Raw genomic sequence first — 15,134 nt, 5'->3', positions numbered from 1 at the left:
AACTGCGTTATCTCGCGTATTGGCAATCCGGTCGGGACTATTGGGCTAGATCCGTCGCCAACTGAATTTAATGCGCCCAAACGCAACGAACCCCGGAAAAACCGGGGTTCGTCAGCAATCTGAAACGCCCGCCAGCTGGCGGGCGTTCTTGCGCGGAGCGTTTATCGGCTGCGCATTGCGTCAATGATGGCGAACATGTCGTCCTTGTTGATGCGACCGTCCTGGTTGATGTCGTAAGTCGGGCCATTTGCCTTGCCAAACAGAAGGGCGAGGACAAAGCGGGCCAGGTCACGTCCATTGACCCGGCCATCGCCGTTCAGGTCTGCGCGAGCGCTGGCAGGGGTTGTTTCCAGGTTCAGGGCAATGATCACGGGATCGTGATCTGAGGCCCGGTAGGCGTCGGGTGCATAGAAGCTGGCCTGCTGCTCAGGTGTCTTGAACTCTGTGTTGTAGTCCAGCGCCCGGGGCTCGTCGGCGTTGATTGGCCAGATGCTGGTGTCCGCCACTTTTTCCGCCAGTGACAGGTTGGCCAACCCGTGGTCCAGATAACCTGCCTGGCCGAGGAACACGTAGGAATAGGCTCGGGTCCCCTCAAATCTGGCTACCAGATCGGTGTAGCCTGAATCGGCCAGCGCCTGGATGGGGTCTTCTTTGGCGTAGCTGTTAAGATCGCCGATGATCAGTGAATCCTCTTCACCGGTCCCGGTGGGGTCGGCCTCCAGCCAGCTTGCCAGCGCGTTAGCAGCCTGGGTGCGAACCGGGTTCCAGCAGCCCTGGCCATCGCCCTGGTCGGCATTGGCTCCGTCGGCACTGCCGCAGCCTTTTGATTTGAAGTGGTTAACGGCAATGGTGACTCCATCGTTTGACCCCATTGGGCGGAATGTCTGGGCGAGAGGTTGGCGGTTCAGGTCCGCGAACGCGGAGCCGGATAGAGTGGCAGCCTCACCGACGGTTTCCACCCGGTCAGTGCGGTAGAGGAAGCCAACCGCGATGGCATCGCTGCCAAGCTTTTCGAGGCCCGGGTCTACGAACTCCCAGTTGCTGCCAAGCGCCTCGGCCAGCTCCGATATTGCGCTGTTCTCGCCATAGCCGTCGTTCTCAATTTCCATCAGGCCAATGATGTCGGCGTTCATTGCATTGAGGGCGCTGACCAGCTTTTCAGTTTGCCGGTTGAGTTCTTCAGGGGTATCGGCCCCGCGATCAGTAGGGAATCCGCCGCCCAGTCCGTCGCCATTGAAAAAGTTCAGAACGTTGAAGGAAGCCACGACCAGATTGCCCCGATTCTCAAGCTGTGGCTCAAGAGTTCTCGGATTGTCCTGGGCGAAAACAGGCGTGGTAACAGGTTGTATGCGCCACTCGGAGAAGCGGTAGTCGAGAATGCCCTGGAGATTTTCCACGGTGTCTCCAGCACGGACGGTCTGCGAGGCGCTGAGTTGCGGTGATGGATAGGGAACCGTAGCAGGATTCTGGCGGTTGCTTGCGTCGTCCAGAACGACCCGGTCCATGGCATTCATCATTTCCACCGCTTGAGCTTCTGCACCCGGGCTGGCAATACTGGTCGGGATGAAGTGGCGCTTACTGCCGAGAGTGAGACTACCGAAGCGACCCAGATCGTAGTTGTCGTTGACCGTGAGCTTGTTGTTAAAGCTCACACGCATCGACTCCAGCGCTTCCGGTGCATTCAGGGTGTCCCAGGGCAGGTTCGCAGTAGCCGGGGCTGGAAGAGTCGCGGTGCCACAGGACTGGGTGGCAGACACGTTGGTTAACTGGGTCAGGCCGAAGAATTCGGTCACTTCACCGGCAATGCGGTGGAGCTGGCCCGCCTCGGCTGTCAGGCCTGGTCCGTAGATAAACAGACCCTCCGAGGTACTGATGTCACCATCGCGATCGCCGGCCTCTTCTTCGATATAGAATCCGCCCAGTTGGCCGTCGTTGTTAAAAACAGCGGAAACGACAGCCTCCACAACAACCGCCTGGCCAACAAGAGGGCTGTTGTCAGCGCTGCCCTGAATGGCTGAAATGAAAGTAGCTGGCCCGCCACAGGTCATGTCGGGAGTTTGTGGCTCGGGATCACTGCCGCTATCGCCTCCTGCCTTGCCAAGATCGTCGAAGGTATCCTGCGGGAAACCATCGAAAACGGGCCCTGGGTCATAGGCGTTGAATGGATCGGTATCCCCGGGAACACCGTCTTTGCGTCGCAGTGTCCGGTCCTGGGTGCGGACATCACCACTGCCCCAGTAGCTGCCCGGGTCTGTTCCGATCTGGCCGATACTGTCGGCCGGGTTGCCGCCGTTCAGCAGAACAACGGCATCGTCACCGTTAAACAGGCCAGCGCCGGTGGTCTGGTCTGCCACATCAAGGATGGCGGGGGCCGCCGAGCTGCTGGCGAAAACATAGTTGCTGCCAGGCTCAACGATGCCCTCGAGGTTTAAGGTCTGTCCGGGTGACTGGGAACCGTTGTAAAAGATCTGGAGCTCCCAGGCGGTCAGGTTTACGGGATCTGCGCCGGTATTCAGAAGCTCTATGGCCTTGTTGTTGCCAGAACCTTCGATATATTCGCTGATGACCAGCGATGCCTGTGCGTAGCTGGTGAGCAGGCCGCCGATGGCAGCTGCCAGTAGTGATTTTTTGATCTTCATCGTTCTGTCCCTGATTCCTTGATAGAGGTTGAGGGCACGCGGCCCACCTCAGTCTGCAAGGGGACTGTGACGAGGGGATGTGAGTTTTATGAAGGTATTGACCAGGCTAAAGATCGATCACAATCGGCGGGTTCAGTGGCTGGAAACGGTCATTGCAGGTGCTGGCATTCACGTGGAGACAGTCGCCAATCTGTTCCTGGCCGTAACCCTCATGAATGTGACCGAAGATGTGCAGCTTCAGGGTCAGTCTGGCCACCCGTTCAGCCAGGTCGTCGCAACCGGGGCGAACAATGCCGGTGGGTGAAATAATTTTGTCCAGAATGCCGGCGGGAGGGCCGTGGGTGATCAACACATCGGTGTCTTCGGGTATTTGTGCCCACCGCTCGGCAAGGGCATCACCCCGTTCCAGATTGAACGCCCAGTTGAAGAACGTCGGCGTCCATGGGCTGCCCCAGAACTTGAGACCTTCGAGTTCCACCGGGCTGTCCTGCAGGTAATGGGCGTGCCGTACCAGTTCCCGGGCTTCGGCCGTCTCATCCTGGAAGCACCAGTCGTGGTTGCCGGCAATCAGAATCTTATTGCGGTGGGGAAGTTCAGCGAACCAGAGATCCAGATCCTCCAGTTCGTCCAGGGTGCCGACACCCAGGCAGTCGCCGGCGTGAATCAGCAGGTCACCCTCGGGCACCTCAATCTGGCGGTGCATGCTGTGGGTGTCGGAGATGCAGACAATTCTCATGATGTTGGCGGTTCCGCTGTGTGGCATTCGCGCATTTTTGTTTTTTCTAAGATAGCATTTACCGCCCGTTCAGCCTTCATGCTTTTCGAGTGATGCCATGCGACTTATTCTGAGCCGGAAGGGATTCGATTCTTCCGCCGGTGGTTGTCCCAGTCCGGTGTTACCGGACGATGCCCTGTGTGTGTTGCCGATTCCGGACTCCCAGTCCCGAATCCGCTATGACAATGTCCTCTTCGAGCAACGCCGGCTGGGCAAGATTGCCCGGGATCTTTCTGGTGGCCGAATTCGTGGCGGACACGGCGCCCACCTGGACCCGGATCTGATGGCGGGTGCCTACCCGCGACAAGAGGGCTGGCGACCGGTTTTGGGCCAGACCGGTTCGGCCCAGGGGCATTTGCGTAATCAGGGAGTTGAGCCCGGAGATCTGTTCCTGTTCTTCGGGGTTTTCCGCCGCGCTGAAATGCATAACCGGCGCTGGCGGTTTGTGCCCGGCTCGCGACCGTTTCATGCTATCTGGGGCTGGCTGCATGTTGGCCAGATCCACACCATTGATGAGCTGGCGCCGTGCGCCTTGCCCTGGGCCCGATACCATCCCCACTTCCACGGCCAGCCAGACGCCGGCAACACGCTCTATGAATCTTCCATTGCCTGTCAGTTGCCAACCGGCGCGGAGGTCTTTTCCGGCAGTGGTGTGTTCCCGAAACTGAGGGATGAGCTGGTCCTGACCGATCCGCACAGCCGGCTGCCCACCCGGTGGCGCCTGCCTGCTGCTTTTTATCCGGGCGATGACCGTCCGCCCCTGAGCTATCACACCAAAACGGACCGCTGGCAGCTCAAGTCACCCTGGTGTTACCTGAACTGTGCGGCCCGTGGGCAAGAATTCGTGCTGAATCTGGACGCCTATCCTGACCTGACTGGCTGGCTCGCGGGATTGCTCCGAACTGGCCGTGGCACAGGTTCATAATCCGGCAGTTGATCTGTCTGGGTGATATTCACCTAAGATAGTAGAACAACGGTCTCAGGGAGAGGGTAATGTATCGCTACAGTCTGGGTGGCCGGCGCTGGCAGTTCGCAACGCTGGCGGAATTGATGGCGAAAGCCACGCCGGCGCGCTCCGGTGATCGCCTGGCGGGTGTCATTGCGCACACCGCCGAGGAGCGGGTGGTGGCCCAGATGGCCCTGGCGGACTTGCCCCTGAAAACCTTTCTGAATGAAGCGCTCATCCCCTACGACCAGGATGAAATCACCCGTCTGATTCTGGATGATCATGATTCCGAGGCGTTTGAGCCGGTTTCCCATCTTACCGTTGGCGATTTCCGGAACTGGCTGCTCAGCGACCTTGCCACGCCGGAGATGCTCGCGAGCGTCCGGGCTGGCATTACTCCGGAGATGGCCGCGGCTGTGTCCAAGATCATGCGCAACCAGGACCTGATTCTGGTGGCGGCCAAATGCCGGGTCCAGACCGCCTTTCGAAGCACCATAGGTCTGCCCGGCCGGATGTCGACTCGCCTCCAACCCAACCATCCGACCGACGACATTACGGGCATTGCGGCCAGTATCCTGGACGGTTTGCTGTATGGCAGCGGTGATGCGGTGATCGGGATCAACCCTGCTACGGACAACGTGGCCCAGAGTGTCCGCCTGTTGCAGTTGATGGATGAGGTGATTCGAAAATATGAGATTCCCACTCAGTCCTGTGTGCTGACCCATGTGACCAACACCCTGGAAGCCATCGAGCAGAAGGCGCCGGTGGATCTGGTATTCCAGTCCATAGGCGGTACCGAGGCCACTAACCGCAGTTTCGGGTTTGATCTGGCCACCCTGGCCGAGGCCAGGGATGCGGCTCTCTCGCTGAATCGGGGTGCCGTTGGTCGTAACGTGATGTATTTCGAGACCGGCCAGGGCAGCTCGCTGTCGGCCGATGCCCATCACGGTGTCGATCAGCAGACCTGCGAGGCCAGGGCTTACGCGGTGGCCCGGAAATTCGAGCCGCTGCTGGTGAATACGGTGGTCGGGTTTATCGGCCCGGAATACCTGTTTGACGGCAAGGAGATCACTCGGGCGGGGTTGGAGGACCATTTTTGTGGCAAGTTGCTGGGTCTGCCCATGGGGTGTGATATCTGCTACACCAACCATGCCGAGGCCGACCAGAACGATATGGACAACCTGCTCACCCTGCTGGGGGTGGCCGGCTGTAACTTCATCATGGGCATACCCGGCTCCGACGACATCATGCTGAACTACCAGACCACCTCGTTTCACGATGCCCTTTACGTTCGCCGGGTGCTCGACAAACGGCCGGCGCCGGAATTCGAACAGTGGCTCACCCGTATGCAGATTTTCCGGGATGGCGAAGGCAAGGTTCCCGCCGATGGATTACCGGAAGCCTTCCGGGAAAGCCTGGCCCGGTTACCGGAGGGCCACGGTAATGACTGAGCGTAAGCTGGCTGTAACCGAGAATCCCTGGCGCCGGCTTTCGGCCTGGACCGATGCCCGGATTGGACTTGGCCGGGCAGGCATCAGCCTGCCCACGCAGGAGATGCTGGCGTTTCAACTGGCCCATGCCCAGGCCCGCGATGCCGTGCACCTGCCGCTGGACACGGATCGGCTGATGGCCGATCTGAAAGAACTGACCGGGAGCAGGAAAACGCTTTTACGACATGATCCGGTTCACCTGCAAAGCCAGGCCTGCGACCGAATCACATATCTTCAGCGCCCCGATCTTGGCCGCAGACTCAGCCAACCGTCCTGTGAGGCGCTGGATCGTCTGGGTCACACCGGTGACTCGCCCGTGGACCTGGCTCTGGTGATTGCAGACGGCCTGTCCTCCTATGGCGTCCAGGAAAACGCCGTCGGTTTTCTCGAGGCACTACTGACGGATCTCGAAACCGATGATCAGCCCTGGGAACTGGCCCCGCTGGTTGTTGTCTCTCAGGGGAGGGTTGCGATCGGGGATGATGTTGGCCACCGCCTCAACGCCCGTTGCGTGGTGGTGCTGATTGGCGAACGCCCGGGCCTGAGCTCTCCGGACAGCCTGGGACTTTACCTGACCTGGCAGCCGGGGCCAGGGCTGACCGATGCCAGCCGAAACTGCATATCGAATATCCGGCCGGCGGGGCTTTCATGCGGGGAGGCGAGCAGGCGTCTGATGTACCTGCTCAGGGCGGCGCGCCGGAAGAAGGTTTCCGGGGTGCCGCTCAAGGACCGGTCGGAAGAGGCGGTTATTGATCAGGGTATTGGCAACTTCCTGTTACGCTAGAGGTAGTCGTTGAACCATTCAGGGTAGGAGAATTCCATTGCAGCAAACCGCGTACTATGAAAACGACACCACCCTCGCCCAATACCTGGAATTTCACTTTGGCGAACGGTGGCATGGTGAGGCCAACTTCCCCAAGGCGCTGGCGGATGCCGCCATGCATGCCATGGATGGCCGGCCCCTGGATCGTGCGCTGGATATCGGCTGCGCCGTTGGCCGTACCAGCTTTGAGCTGGCCCGGCATTTCCGGCACGTGGACGGCATCGATTTTTCCAACGCGTTCGTCAACAAGTGTCAGGAAGTGGCCCGAGACAAACGCGTGCGTTATGCCCGTCCGGAAGAGGGCGAGCTGGTGACCTTCCAGGACCAGAGTCTCGCCTCCCTCGGGCTGGAAGAGGCCGCTGACCGTGTGGCCTTTCATCAGGGCGATGCCTGCGATCTGCCATCGCAGTTCACCGGGTATGATCTGATACTCGCGGGAAATCTGATCGATCGGCTGTACCAGCCATCGCTGTTTCTGGAGACCATCCATGAGCGGATCAACGAGCTCGGGCTTCTGGTGATTGCCTCACCTTATACCTGGCTGGAGGAGTACACGCCGAAGGAACACTGGGTTGGCGGGTTCAAGAAGGACGGTGAAGATTTCTCGACGTTCGACGGCCTCAAGGAAATGCTGGCGCCCCATTTCCGGCTGTTGTTTGAACCCTGGAGCCTGCCGTTTGTCATCAGGGAGACAAGGAACAAGTTCCAGCACAGCTTCTCCGAGCTGACAGTCTGGGAGAAAGTAAGTCAGTAAGGATGCGAAAATTTTGAGGACGGCCTGGAGGCTGTCATCAAACTGTCACCGGAAAAGCTTAGCCTGAGAACTCATCAGGACGACATGCATTGTGTTGTGCATCGTGTGAATGCTTTAACCGGGGACTTCCCCGGTTTTTTTATGCCTGGAAAAAAGGATCTGACAGGATGAGGACCATTGCGTTTTATAGCCTGAAGGGCGGTGTCGGTAAAACCGCCGCTGCCGTGAACATCGCCTATCTGGCGAGCCAGGCCGGGTATTCAACCCTGCTGTGGGACCTGGATCCCCAGGGCGCATCGAGCTGGTATCTGGCCGGTGCTGAAGAGGTGAAAGGGCACAAGTTATCGCAGTTGCTCAAGGGCAAAACCCCCATCGCCGAATTCATTCACGAGAGCGACTACGAAAACCTGGATTTCATTCCCTCCCACACCAGTTTCCGTAACCTCGATGTGAAACTGGACCAGGAGGATGGCAGCAACCTGATCAAGCAGTGGCTGGCGCCGCTGTCCGAAGAAACCAGCCTGGTGATACTGGATTGCCCGCCTTCGCTGTCCCGACTTTCCGAACAGGTGCTGAAAGCGGCGGACGAGGTGTTTGTGCCGGTGATTCCCACCTGGCTGTCCCTGAACAGCTGGAAGCAGTTGCTGGAGTTTGCCAAGGACAAGAAGCTGAAGCCGGGCAAGCTCCACCCGTTTTATTCCATGGCAGACCGCCGGAAGGGTCTTCATCGGGAACTGATTAACGCCCAGGATGAAATCCTGCCCAAAGGCCTTAAGACCATCATCCCGAACGCCAGTGTGGTGGAGAAGATGGGTGAGGAAGGCACACCGGTGGAGCTGCTTGCGCCCAGCTCAGTGGCCGCCGACGCCTATCGCAGGTTATGGAAGGAGATCAATCGACTGCTCTGAGACTCTGATCGCTTCCTTTCAGGATCGAGCAAGTCATGATCGGGCGAGCTTGTCCCTCCGCAGGGATCGCTCAAGTCGGCGGTGGCTCTCACTGCGTTCTGAAAGCACCTGCTGGACATACTGGATGTGCTTGCCGGCCAGCTCCCGGGCTTCCTCGGCCCGTCCTTCGGTGATGGCTTCGTACAGCATCCGGTGCTGTTCCACCAGCCCCTGCCGGGTTTCCGCCTCTCTCTGATACATGCCGCCGATGTTGGTAACCACGTTGCTTTTCAGCATGTTGAACAGGTTTCGGATGGTGTGCAGAAGAATGACGTTATGGCTCGCTTCGGCAATCGCCAGATGAAAGCGAGCATCGGCGGCGCCCTCGGCTTCCAGATCCCGATCTTTATCTTTGCTATAGCAGGCCTGAAGCGCCTCATAGGCGGTTTTCAGGTGTGCCCTGTCAACCTCCGTCGCGCGCAGGGCTGCATAGTAGGCACAGTCTGCTTCCAGGGTGCGACGAAACTCCAGCAGATCCCGCTGCGCGTCTGGCCGGTTTTCAAGCAGAGGAATCAGCGGATCGCTGAAACTCCCACCGAGGGATTCGGTGACATAGTTGCCGCCGCCCTGACGGCTGATCAAAAGGCCTTTGGCGGTCAGCCGCTGAATGGCCTCCCGCAGGGAAGGGCGGGACACCCCGAACTGCTCTGACAAGACCCGTTCCGGGGGAAGCCGTTCGCCCGGTTGCAGGGCGCCTTCCAGAATCATGGTTTCCAGTTGTTCCACGATGGTGTCCGCGAGTCTGCGAGGCGCGATATGCCCGACGTCCATAAGAAAGAATTTCCTGTCTTAGAATTTATTGGTAATACCAATAACACAGAGCAAGTCCTAGGCCAAGCGCCGATGTATGTTTGCTGTTCAGAGTGAAGCCTTCCGCGAAAAATTTTGACATCGACAGCCGGTCTCGAATACCTTGGTTATTATGCAATGTCAATTGGTAATACCAATTTAAAGTTTTTCTGTTTGAGACTGTCTTGAGGCGCAATCAATGAGCCAACTGTTTTACGATGCCGCCCCCAATGCCACCCGGGTATCGCCCGAGCGGGAAGCCGACCGGCATTACCCGGAGAAGTCGGAAGCGGTCACGCTGTTCGGTACCTGTGTGGTGGATCTGTTCTTCCCGGAAGCCGGGCTGGACGCCATCCGCCTGCTGGAGCGGGAAGGTGTGCGTGTGCATTTCCCGCAAGAGCAGAGCTGTTGCGGGCAACCCGCCTGGACTTCGGGATACCGGGATGAGGCCAAAGCCGTGGCACGCAAACAGCTGGACATTCTCGATCGATCGGGTCTGCCGGTAGTGGTGCCGTCCGGCTCCTGTGCCGGGATGTTCCGGCACCATTACCCGGCGTTGTTTGCCGACGAGCCGGACACGCTCAAACGGGTGGAAGCTCTGGCCGAGCGCACCTTCGAGCTGACCGAGTTTCTGCTGAAAGTCTGCAAGGTGCAGCTGGCTGACCGGGGCGCGCCCAGCAGGATCGCCCTGCACACCTCCTGCTCAGCGCGCCGGGAAATGAATACCCACCTTCATGCCCGCGAGCTTCTGCAGCAGCTTGAAGGGGTCGAGCGCGTCGATCACGACCATGAAAGCGAATGCTGCGGGTTTGGCGGCACTTTCTCGGTGCGGATGCCGGAAGTCTCAGGTGCCATGGTCAAAGACAAGACCCGCTCGCTGATGGACTCCGGGGCGGTGGAAATGGTCACCGCCGATGGCGGCTGCCTGATGAACATCAACGGTTCCCTGGAGAAACAGAAACAGAACTTCCGGGGCCGGCATCTGGCCAGTTTCCTGTGGGAGCGGATCAATGGTGCCAGTGCAGGGGAGGTGGCATGAGCCAGCGTATTCCGGTTACCGAACTGACCCCGGATTTCCGGGGCCGTGCCGAAGAAGCCCTCGCGGACGGGCAGTTGCGCGAAAATTTCCGGGTGGCAATGGACTCGCTGATGACCAAGCGGGCCAACGCTTTTCCAGACGCCGACGAACGCGAAGGCCTGCGGGAGTTGGGGAATCGTATCAAGGCTGGTGCGCTGTCCCGTCTGCCGGACTTGCTGGAACAGCTTGAACAGAAGCTCACTGAAAACGGCATCAAGGTTCACTGGGCAGAGACCATCGAGGAAGCCAACAACCTGGTGCACGACATCATCGAAGCCCGCAAGGGCAGCCAGGTGGTGAAAGGCAAGTCCATGGTCAGCGAAGAGATGGAGATGAATGACTACCTGGCGGAGCGGGGCATTGAATGCCTGGAATCCGACATGGGGGAATACATTGTTCAGCTCGACAACGAAAAGCCCTCCCACATCATTATGCCGGCGATCCACAAGAACGCGCGGCAGGTGTCCAAGCTGTTCCACGACAAACTGGGCGAGCCGGAGACCGAAGACGTTAACCAGCTGATCCAGATTGGTCGCCGGACCCTGCGCCGGAAATTCATGGAAGCGGATGTGGGTGTTTCCGGAGTGAACTTCGCCGTCGCCGAAACCGGCACCTTGCTGCTGGTGGAAAACGAAGGTAACGGCCGGATGAGCACCACGGCGCCGCCGGTGCATATTGCGGTAACGGGTATCGAAAAAGTGGTGCCGAACCTGAGGGACGTGGTGCCACTGGTGTCCTTGCTGACCCGCTCAGCCCTGGGTCAGCCCATTACCACCTACGTGAACCTGATTTCCGGCCCCCGCAAGCCCGACGAACTGGACGGCCCGGAAGAGGTGCACCTGGTGCTGCTGGATAACGGCCGCACCGGCGCTTTTGCCGATGCCCAGATGCGCCAGACCCTGAACTGCATCCGCTGCGGCGCCTGTATGAACCACTGCCCGGTGTATACCCGGGTGGGCGGCCACACCTACGGCGAGGTCTACCCAGGCCCCATTGGCAAGATCATCACGCCGCACATGGCCGGCCTGGACAAGGTCCCGGACCACCCCAGTGCTTCCTCTCTGTGCGGAGCCTGCGGTGAGGTGTGCCCGGTGAAAATACCGATCCCCGAGTTGTTGCAACGCTTGCGCCAGGAAAATGTGAAGGATCCGGAGCAGCCGCAGCAGGTGAAAGGTGGCGGCGCCAAATATTCCCGGACGGAGCGGTGGATCTGGCGTGGCTGGCAGATGCTCAATACCCGGCCGGCGCTGTATCGCAGTTTTCTCTGGGCTGCGACACGCTTCCGGGCGCTGGCGCCGAAAAAGGCCGGCCCCTGGACCGAGAATCACAGCGCACCGGTGCCCGCCCGCCGTTCCCTGCATGATCTGGCGGCGCGGCATCTTGATCAGAACGGAGGCCGGCCATCATGAGCGCGCGCGGTAATATTCTTGGTAAGTTGAGAGACAGCCTCGCCGGCACAACACCCCGCCCCGACGAGTTCGACGAGCGGCTGGTGACCAAGCCCTGGCGCTATGCGCCGGGAGACCGGATCGCCCGGTTGCGCAGCCTCATGGAAGCGGTTCACACTGAAGTGCATCAGTGCCGTTCTGACAACTGGCCGGAATTGGTGGCGGAACTTCTGAACAAACGCAATCTCACCAACCTGTTGTGCGCACCGGCGAAGGAACATGGCCGGGCGCTGCAGGCTTACTTCGAGGCCACGGAGCAGAGGGTCGAGTTACTGGCTTATGATCAGCCGGTGGAAGCCTGGAAAGAAGAGCTGTTCTGGAATGTGGAGGCCAGCCTGACCGGCACCCTGGGTGGGATCGCCGCCACCGGCACGCTCGTGCTCTGGCCGGATCGCCATGAGCCGCGCCTGATGAGCCTGGTACCGCCGGTACACATTGCCCTGCTCAAGGCCAGCGAGATTCATGACAATCTGTATGACATGATGGTGTCCCAGGACTGGGCGGCCGGGCTGCCAACAAACGTTCTGCTGGTGTCTGGCCCGTCCAAGACCGCGGACATCGAACAGGTGCTGGCCTACGGTGCCCACGGCCCCCGTGAGCTCATTGTGCTGGTTCTGGAGGATGCATGACTTTTACCCCGGAAGTGCTGGCCGATATCCGGCAACGGATTCCCGAAAACCGGGTTTTTAACGATCCGGTGTCCACCCTCGCGTTCGGAACCGACGCCAGTTTTTACCGGCTGATTCCCAAGGTGGTGGTGCGGGTTCAGGATGAGGCAGAGGTTGTCGATCTTCTGGCCATCGCCCGCCGCCACAAGGTCCCGGTGACCTTCCGGGCCGCCGGTACCAGCCTTTCCGGACAGGCGATCAGTGATTCGATCCTGATCGTTCTGGGCGATCAGTGGAACGGCCACGACATCCGGGAAGAAGGCCGCCAGATTCGTCTGCAACCGGGTGTGATCGGCGCTCAGGCGAATGCCTGGTTAGCACCCAAGGGCTTCAAGATCGGACCGGATCCGGCGTCCATCAACGCCTGCAAGATTGGCGGCATTGTTGCGAACAATGCCAGCGGTATGTGCTGTGGCACCGCCCAGAACAGCTACCACACGCTGGCCGGTATGCGGCTGGTGCTGGCGGACGGCGCAGTGCTGGATACCGAGGATCCGGCAAGCGTTTCGGCGTTTCGCGACAGCCACGGTGATCTGTTGGCGGCCCTGAAAAAGCTGGCCATCAATACCCGGGAGAATCCCGAGCTGGCGGAGCGCATTCGGCACAAATACCGCCTGAAGAACACCACCGGCCTGTCCCTGAACGCCTTGGTGGATTTTACCTGTCCACTCGACATCCTGACGCACCTGATGGTGGGCTCCGAAGGCACGCTGGGTTTTGTCAGCGCAGTGACCTACAACACCGTACCCGAGTATCCGGACAAGGCCACGGCCCTGCTGGTGTTTCGGGATGCTGAAAGCTGCTGTCGGGCGGCGTCGGTGCTGCGTTCACAACCGGTAGCGGCCGTGGAGTTGCTGGATCGTCGCAGTCTTCGCTCGGTTCAGGACAAGCCCGGCCTGCCGGACTGGATTCATGATGTTTCGGAAAACGCCTGCGCGCTGCTGGTGGAGACCCGGGCGTCATCCTCGCAGATTCTGGATCAGCAGCTGACGCGAATCAGGCAGGCTTTGGCAGAATTCCCCCTTGAGCAGCAGGTGGATTTTACCCGCGACGCCAAAGTGTCCGATCAGCTTTGGGCCATCCGCAAGGGCACTTTCCCTGCGGTTGGGGCGGTAAGGCCAAACGGGACCACCGTGATCATCGAGGATGTGACCTTCCCCATTGATCAGCTATCCGAAGGCGTCACCCGCCTCCAGGCGCTGTTCGTGAAGCATGGCTATGACGACGCGATCATCTTTGGGCATGCCCTGGAGGGCAACCTGCACTTCGTGTTCCCCCAGGGCTTTGACGACCCCGCGGAGGTCGCCCGCTATGAAGCCTTCATGCAGGATGTGGCGCAACTGGTGGCGGTGGAGTTTGGTGGTTCGCTGAAGGCGGAACACGGTACCGGCCGTAACATGGCGCCGTTCGTGGAACTGGAATGGGGGCACGATGCCTGGCAGCTGATGTGGCAGATCAAGCGTCTGCTGGACCCGGAGAATTTGCTCAATCCGGATGTAGTGCTGTCGGAAGATCCGCAGATCCATCTCAAGAATCTGAAGCCCATGCCCGAGGCCGATCCGCTGGTGGACAAGTGCATCGAATGTGGCTTCTGCGAGCCGGTGTGTCCCTCGGAAAGCCTCACCCTGTCGCCGCGCCAGCGCATCGTGATCTGGCGGGATATTCAGGCCCGCCGCCGTGCCGGTGAAGACACCACCGAACTGGAAAAGGCCTATCAGTACCATGGCCTGGATACCTGTGCCGCAACCGGCCTTTGTGCCCAGCGATGCCCGGTAGGCATCAATACCGGCGATCTGGTGCGGAAGCTGAGAAGCGAGAAGGCCACCGGCCAGTCCGTGGCCAATCAGCTGGCGAAACATTTTGCCGGCGCTTTGAAAGCGACCCGCTTTGTCCTGGCCGGCGCATCCACGGCCGAAAGACTCTTGGGCGCGCCGCTGCTGACCCGGCTCAGTGCCGGCGTTCGCAAAGTGTCTGGTGGCCGGGTGGCCCAGTGGGATCCGAGCCTGCCCCAGCCGGTACGGTTTGTGTCACCGGCTGAAGAGCAGGCCCCGGCCGATGGCCGGCCCCGGGTGGTTTATCTGGCGGCCTGTGTATCCCGGACCATGGGCCCGGCCAGGGGAGACAAGCAACAGGAGCCGTTGATTGAGGTAACCCGACGATTGCTGGAGAAGGGCGGATACCAGGTGGTGTACCCGGAGGAGCTGGACAGCCTGTGTTGTGGTCAGCCCTTTGCCTCCAAAGGCTATCCGGACCAGGCGGCGACAAAGAAAGACGAGCTGATTTCGGCGCTGTTGCGGGCCAGCCGGAATGGCGTCGATCCGATCTACTGCGACACCAGCCCCTGTACCCTGCAGATCCGCGAAGCCGCCGAAGAAGCCGGCCTGACGCTGTTTGATCCGGTCCGGTTCATTCGTGATCATCTCTACGAGCGCCTGGATTTCGAGCCGGAGCAGACCCCGCTGGCGGTGCACGTCACCTGCAGCACCCAGCACCTGGGTGAGTCAGACGGACTGATCGATGTGGTCCGGCGTTGCAGCACTCAGGTGGTGGTACCCGAGGGCATCCATTGTTGTGGCTTTGCCGGGGATAAAGGCTTCAACGTGCCCGAGCTCAACGCTCATTCTCTGAAAACACTGGCAGAGCAGACGGCGGGCTGTGAGGAAGGCATATCCACGAGCCGTACCTGCGAGATCGGGCTTAGCCGGCACAGCGGTATCGACTACCACGGTCTGGTGTATCTGGTGGATCGGGTCACCAGGCCGAAAGCGATCGCCTAG

At 60.0% G+C, this 15,134-nt stretch carries 12 protein-coding genes; 9 read left to right on the top strand and 3 right to left on the bottom strand.

Annotation, left to right across the window (positions count from 1 at the left end; all coding sequences use genetic code 11):
• Positions 1-161 precede the first annotated feature (161 nt).
• Both KEHDKFFH_RS11240 and KEHDKFFH_RS11235 read right to left on the bottom strand, forming a co-directional pair.
• Complete coding sequence (locus KEHDKFFH_RS11240) at positions 162-2,639, bottom strand: ExeM/NucH family extracellular endonuclease (protein ID WP_104322009.1); 2,478 nt, start codon at positions 2,637-2,639, stop codon at positions 162-164.
• Positions 2,640-2,745: 106 nt separating this feature from the next.
• Positions 2,746-3,375: a metallophosphatase domain-containing protein gene (locus KEHDKFFH_RS11235; protein ID WP_192875779.1), complete on the bottom strand. Its 630-nt coding sequence runs from the start codon at positions 3,373-3,375 to the stop codon at positions 2,746-2,748.
• Between the two features lie 97 nt (positions 3,376-3,472).
• On the opposite strand from KEHDKFFH_RS11235, the gene KEHDKFFH_RS11230 reads away from it, so the two are divergent.
• From KEHDKFFH_RS11230 to KEHDKFFH_RS11210, 5 genes are all read left to right on the top strand, one after another.
• Positions 3,473-4,339, top strand: a complete 867-nt coding sequence (locus KEHDKFFH_RS11230) for an Nmad3 family putative nucleotide modification protein (RefSeq protein WP_104322007.1) — start codon at positions 3,473-3,475, stop codon at positions 4,337-4,339.
• A gap of 68 nt (positions 4,340-4,407) precedes the next feature.
• Positions 4,408-5,811, top strand: coding sequence for an ethanolamine ammonia-lyase subunit EutB (locus KEHDKFFH_RS11225; protein WP_104322006.1), 1,404 nt, complete (start codon positions 4,408-4,410; stop codon positions 5,809-5,811).
• Entirely contained in the window at positions 5,804-6,634 is an 831-nt protein-coding gene (eutC, locus tag KEHDKFFH_RS11220) for an ethanolamine ammonia-lyase subunit EutC (protein WP_104322005.1), read from the top strand. Before KEHDKFFH_RS11225 ends, eutC begins: the two co-directional genes overlap by 8 nt.
• 37 nt (positions 6,635-6,671) lie before the next feature.
• Complete coding sequence (locus KEHDKFFH_RS11215; protein WP_104322004.1) at positions 6,672-7,427, top strand: putative 4-mercaptohistidine N1-methyltransferase; 756 nt, start codon at positions 6,672-6,674, stop codon at positions 7,425-7,427.
• Positions 7,428-7,594: 167 nt separating this feature from the next.
• Complete coding sequence (locus KEHDKFFH_RS11210; protein ID WP_104322003.1) at positions 7,595-8,335, top strand: ParA family protein; 741 nt, start codon at positions 7,595-7,597, stop codon at positions 8,333-8,335.
• Between the two features lie 33 nt (positions 8,336-8,368).
• On the opposite strand, the gene KEHDKFFH_RS11205 is transcribed toward KEHDKFFH_RS11210, so the two are convergent.
• Positions 8,369-9,145: an FCD domain-containing protein gene (locus KEHDKFFH_RS11205; protein WP_104322002.1), complete on the bottom strand. Its 777-nt coding sequence runs from the start codon at positions 9,143-9,145 to the stop codon at positions 8,369-8,371.
• Between the two features lie 217 nt (positions 9,146-9,362).
• Here KEHDKFFH_RS11205 and KEHDKFFH_RS11200 point away from each other — a divergent pair, with 217 nt between their 5' ends.
• Genes KEHDKFFH_RS11200 through KEHDKFFH_RS11185 form a run of 4 tightly spaced genes read left to right on the top strand, consistent with a single transcriptional unit; the run spans position 9,363 to position 15,134 of the window.
• Positions 9,363-10,202 (top strand): (Fe-S)-binding protein, encoded by an 840-nt coding sequence (locus KEHDKFFH_RS11200; protein WP_104322001.1) that lies wholly within the window; start codon positions 9,363-9,365, stop codon positions 10,200-10,202.
• Positions 10,199-11,650, top strand: a complete 1,452-nt coding sequence (locus KEHDKFFH_RS11195; protein WP_104322000.1) for a LutB/LldF family L-lactate oxidation iron-sulfur protein — start codon at positions 10,199-10,201, stop codon at positions 11,648-11,650. Before KEHDKFFH_RS11200 ends, KEHDKFFH_RS11195 begins: the two co-directional genes overlap by 4 nt.
• Complete coding sequence (locus tag KEHDKFFH_RS11190) at positions 11,647-12,318, top strand: LutC/YkgG family protein (protein WP_104321999.1); 672 nt, start codon at positions 11,647-11,649, stop codon at positions 12,316-12,318. The genes KEHDKFFH_RS11195 and KEHDKFFH_RS11190 overlap by 4 nt, the downstream gene beginning before the upstream one ends.
• Complete coding sequence (locus KEHDKFFH_RS11185) at positions 12,315-15,134, top strand: FAD-binding and (Fe-S)-binding domain-containing protein (protein ID WP_104321998.1); 2,820 nt, start codon at positions 12,315-12,317, stop codon at positions 15,132-15,134. The genes KEHDKFFH_RS11190 and KEHDKFFH_RS11185 overlap by 4 nt, the downstream gene beginning before the upstream one ends.

The sequence above is a fragment of the Marinobacter maroccanus genome, assembly GCF_002933275.1.
In the GTDB taxonomy this organism is placed as follows: domain Bacteria; phylum Pseudomonadota; class Gammaproteobacteria; order Pseudomonadales; family Oleiphilaceae; genus Marinobacter; species Marinobacter maroccanus.
The sequence above is the reverse complement of the archived record's forward strand: the minus strand, read 5'-3'. Positions and strand labels throughout refer to the sequence as shown.

Excerpts from the sequence above, each read along its gene's own strand:
- KEHDKFFH_RS11240 (WP_104322009.1), bottom strand. The coding sequence starts at position 2,639 with ATGAAGATCAAAAAATCACTACTGGCAGCTGCCATCGGCGGCCTGCTC.
- KEHDKFFH_RS11205 (WP_104322002.1), bottom strand. The coding sequence starts at position 9,145 with ATGGACGTCGGGCATATCGCGCCTCGCAGACTCGCGGACACCATCGTG.
- KEHDKFFH_RS11210 (WP_104322003.1), top strand. The coding sequence starts at position 7,595 with ATGAGGACCATTGCGTTTTATAGCCTGAAGGGCGGTGTCGGTAAAACC.
- eutC (WP_104322005.1), top strand. The coding sequence starts at position 5,804 with ATGACTGAGCGTAAGCTGGCTGTAACCGAGAATCCCTGGCGCCGGCTT.
- KEHDKFFH_RS11200 (WP_104322001.1), top strand. The coding sequence starts at position 9,363 with ATGAGCCAACTGTTTTACGATGCCGCCCCCAATGCCACCCGGGTATCG.
- KEHDKFFH_RS11195 (WP_104322000.1), top strand. The coding sequence starts at position 10,199 with ATGAGCCAGCGTATTCCGGTTACCGAACTGACCCCGGATTTCCGGGGC.
- KEHDKFFH_RS11230 (WP_104322007.1), top strand. The coding sequence starts at position 3,473 with ATGCGACTTATTCTGAGCCGGAAGGGATTCGATTCTTCCGCCGGTGGT.
- KEHDKFFH_RS11185 (WP_104321998.1), top strand. The coding sequence starts at position 12,315 with ATGACTTTTACCCCGGAAGTGCTGGCCGATATCCGGCAACGGATTCCC.
- KEHDKFFH_RS11225 (WP_104322006.1), top strand. The coding sequence starts at position 4,408 with ATGTATCGCTACAGTCTGGGTGGCCGGCGCTGGCAGTTCGCAACGCTG.
- KEHDKFFH_RS11190 (WP_104321999.1), top strand. The coding sequence starts at position 11,647 with ATGAGCGCGCGCGGTAATATTCTTGGTAAGTTGAGAGACAGCCTCGCC.
- KEHDKFFH_RS11235 (WP_192875779.1), bottom strand. The coding sequence starts at position 3,375 with ATGAGAATTGTCTGCATCTCCGACACCCACAGCATGCACCGCCAGATT.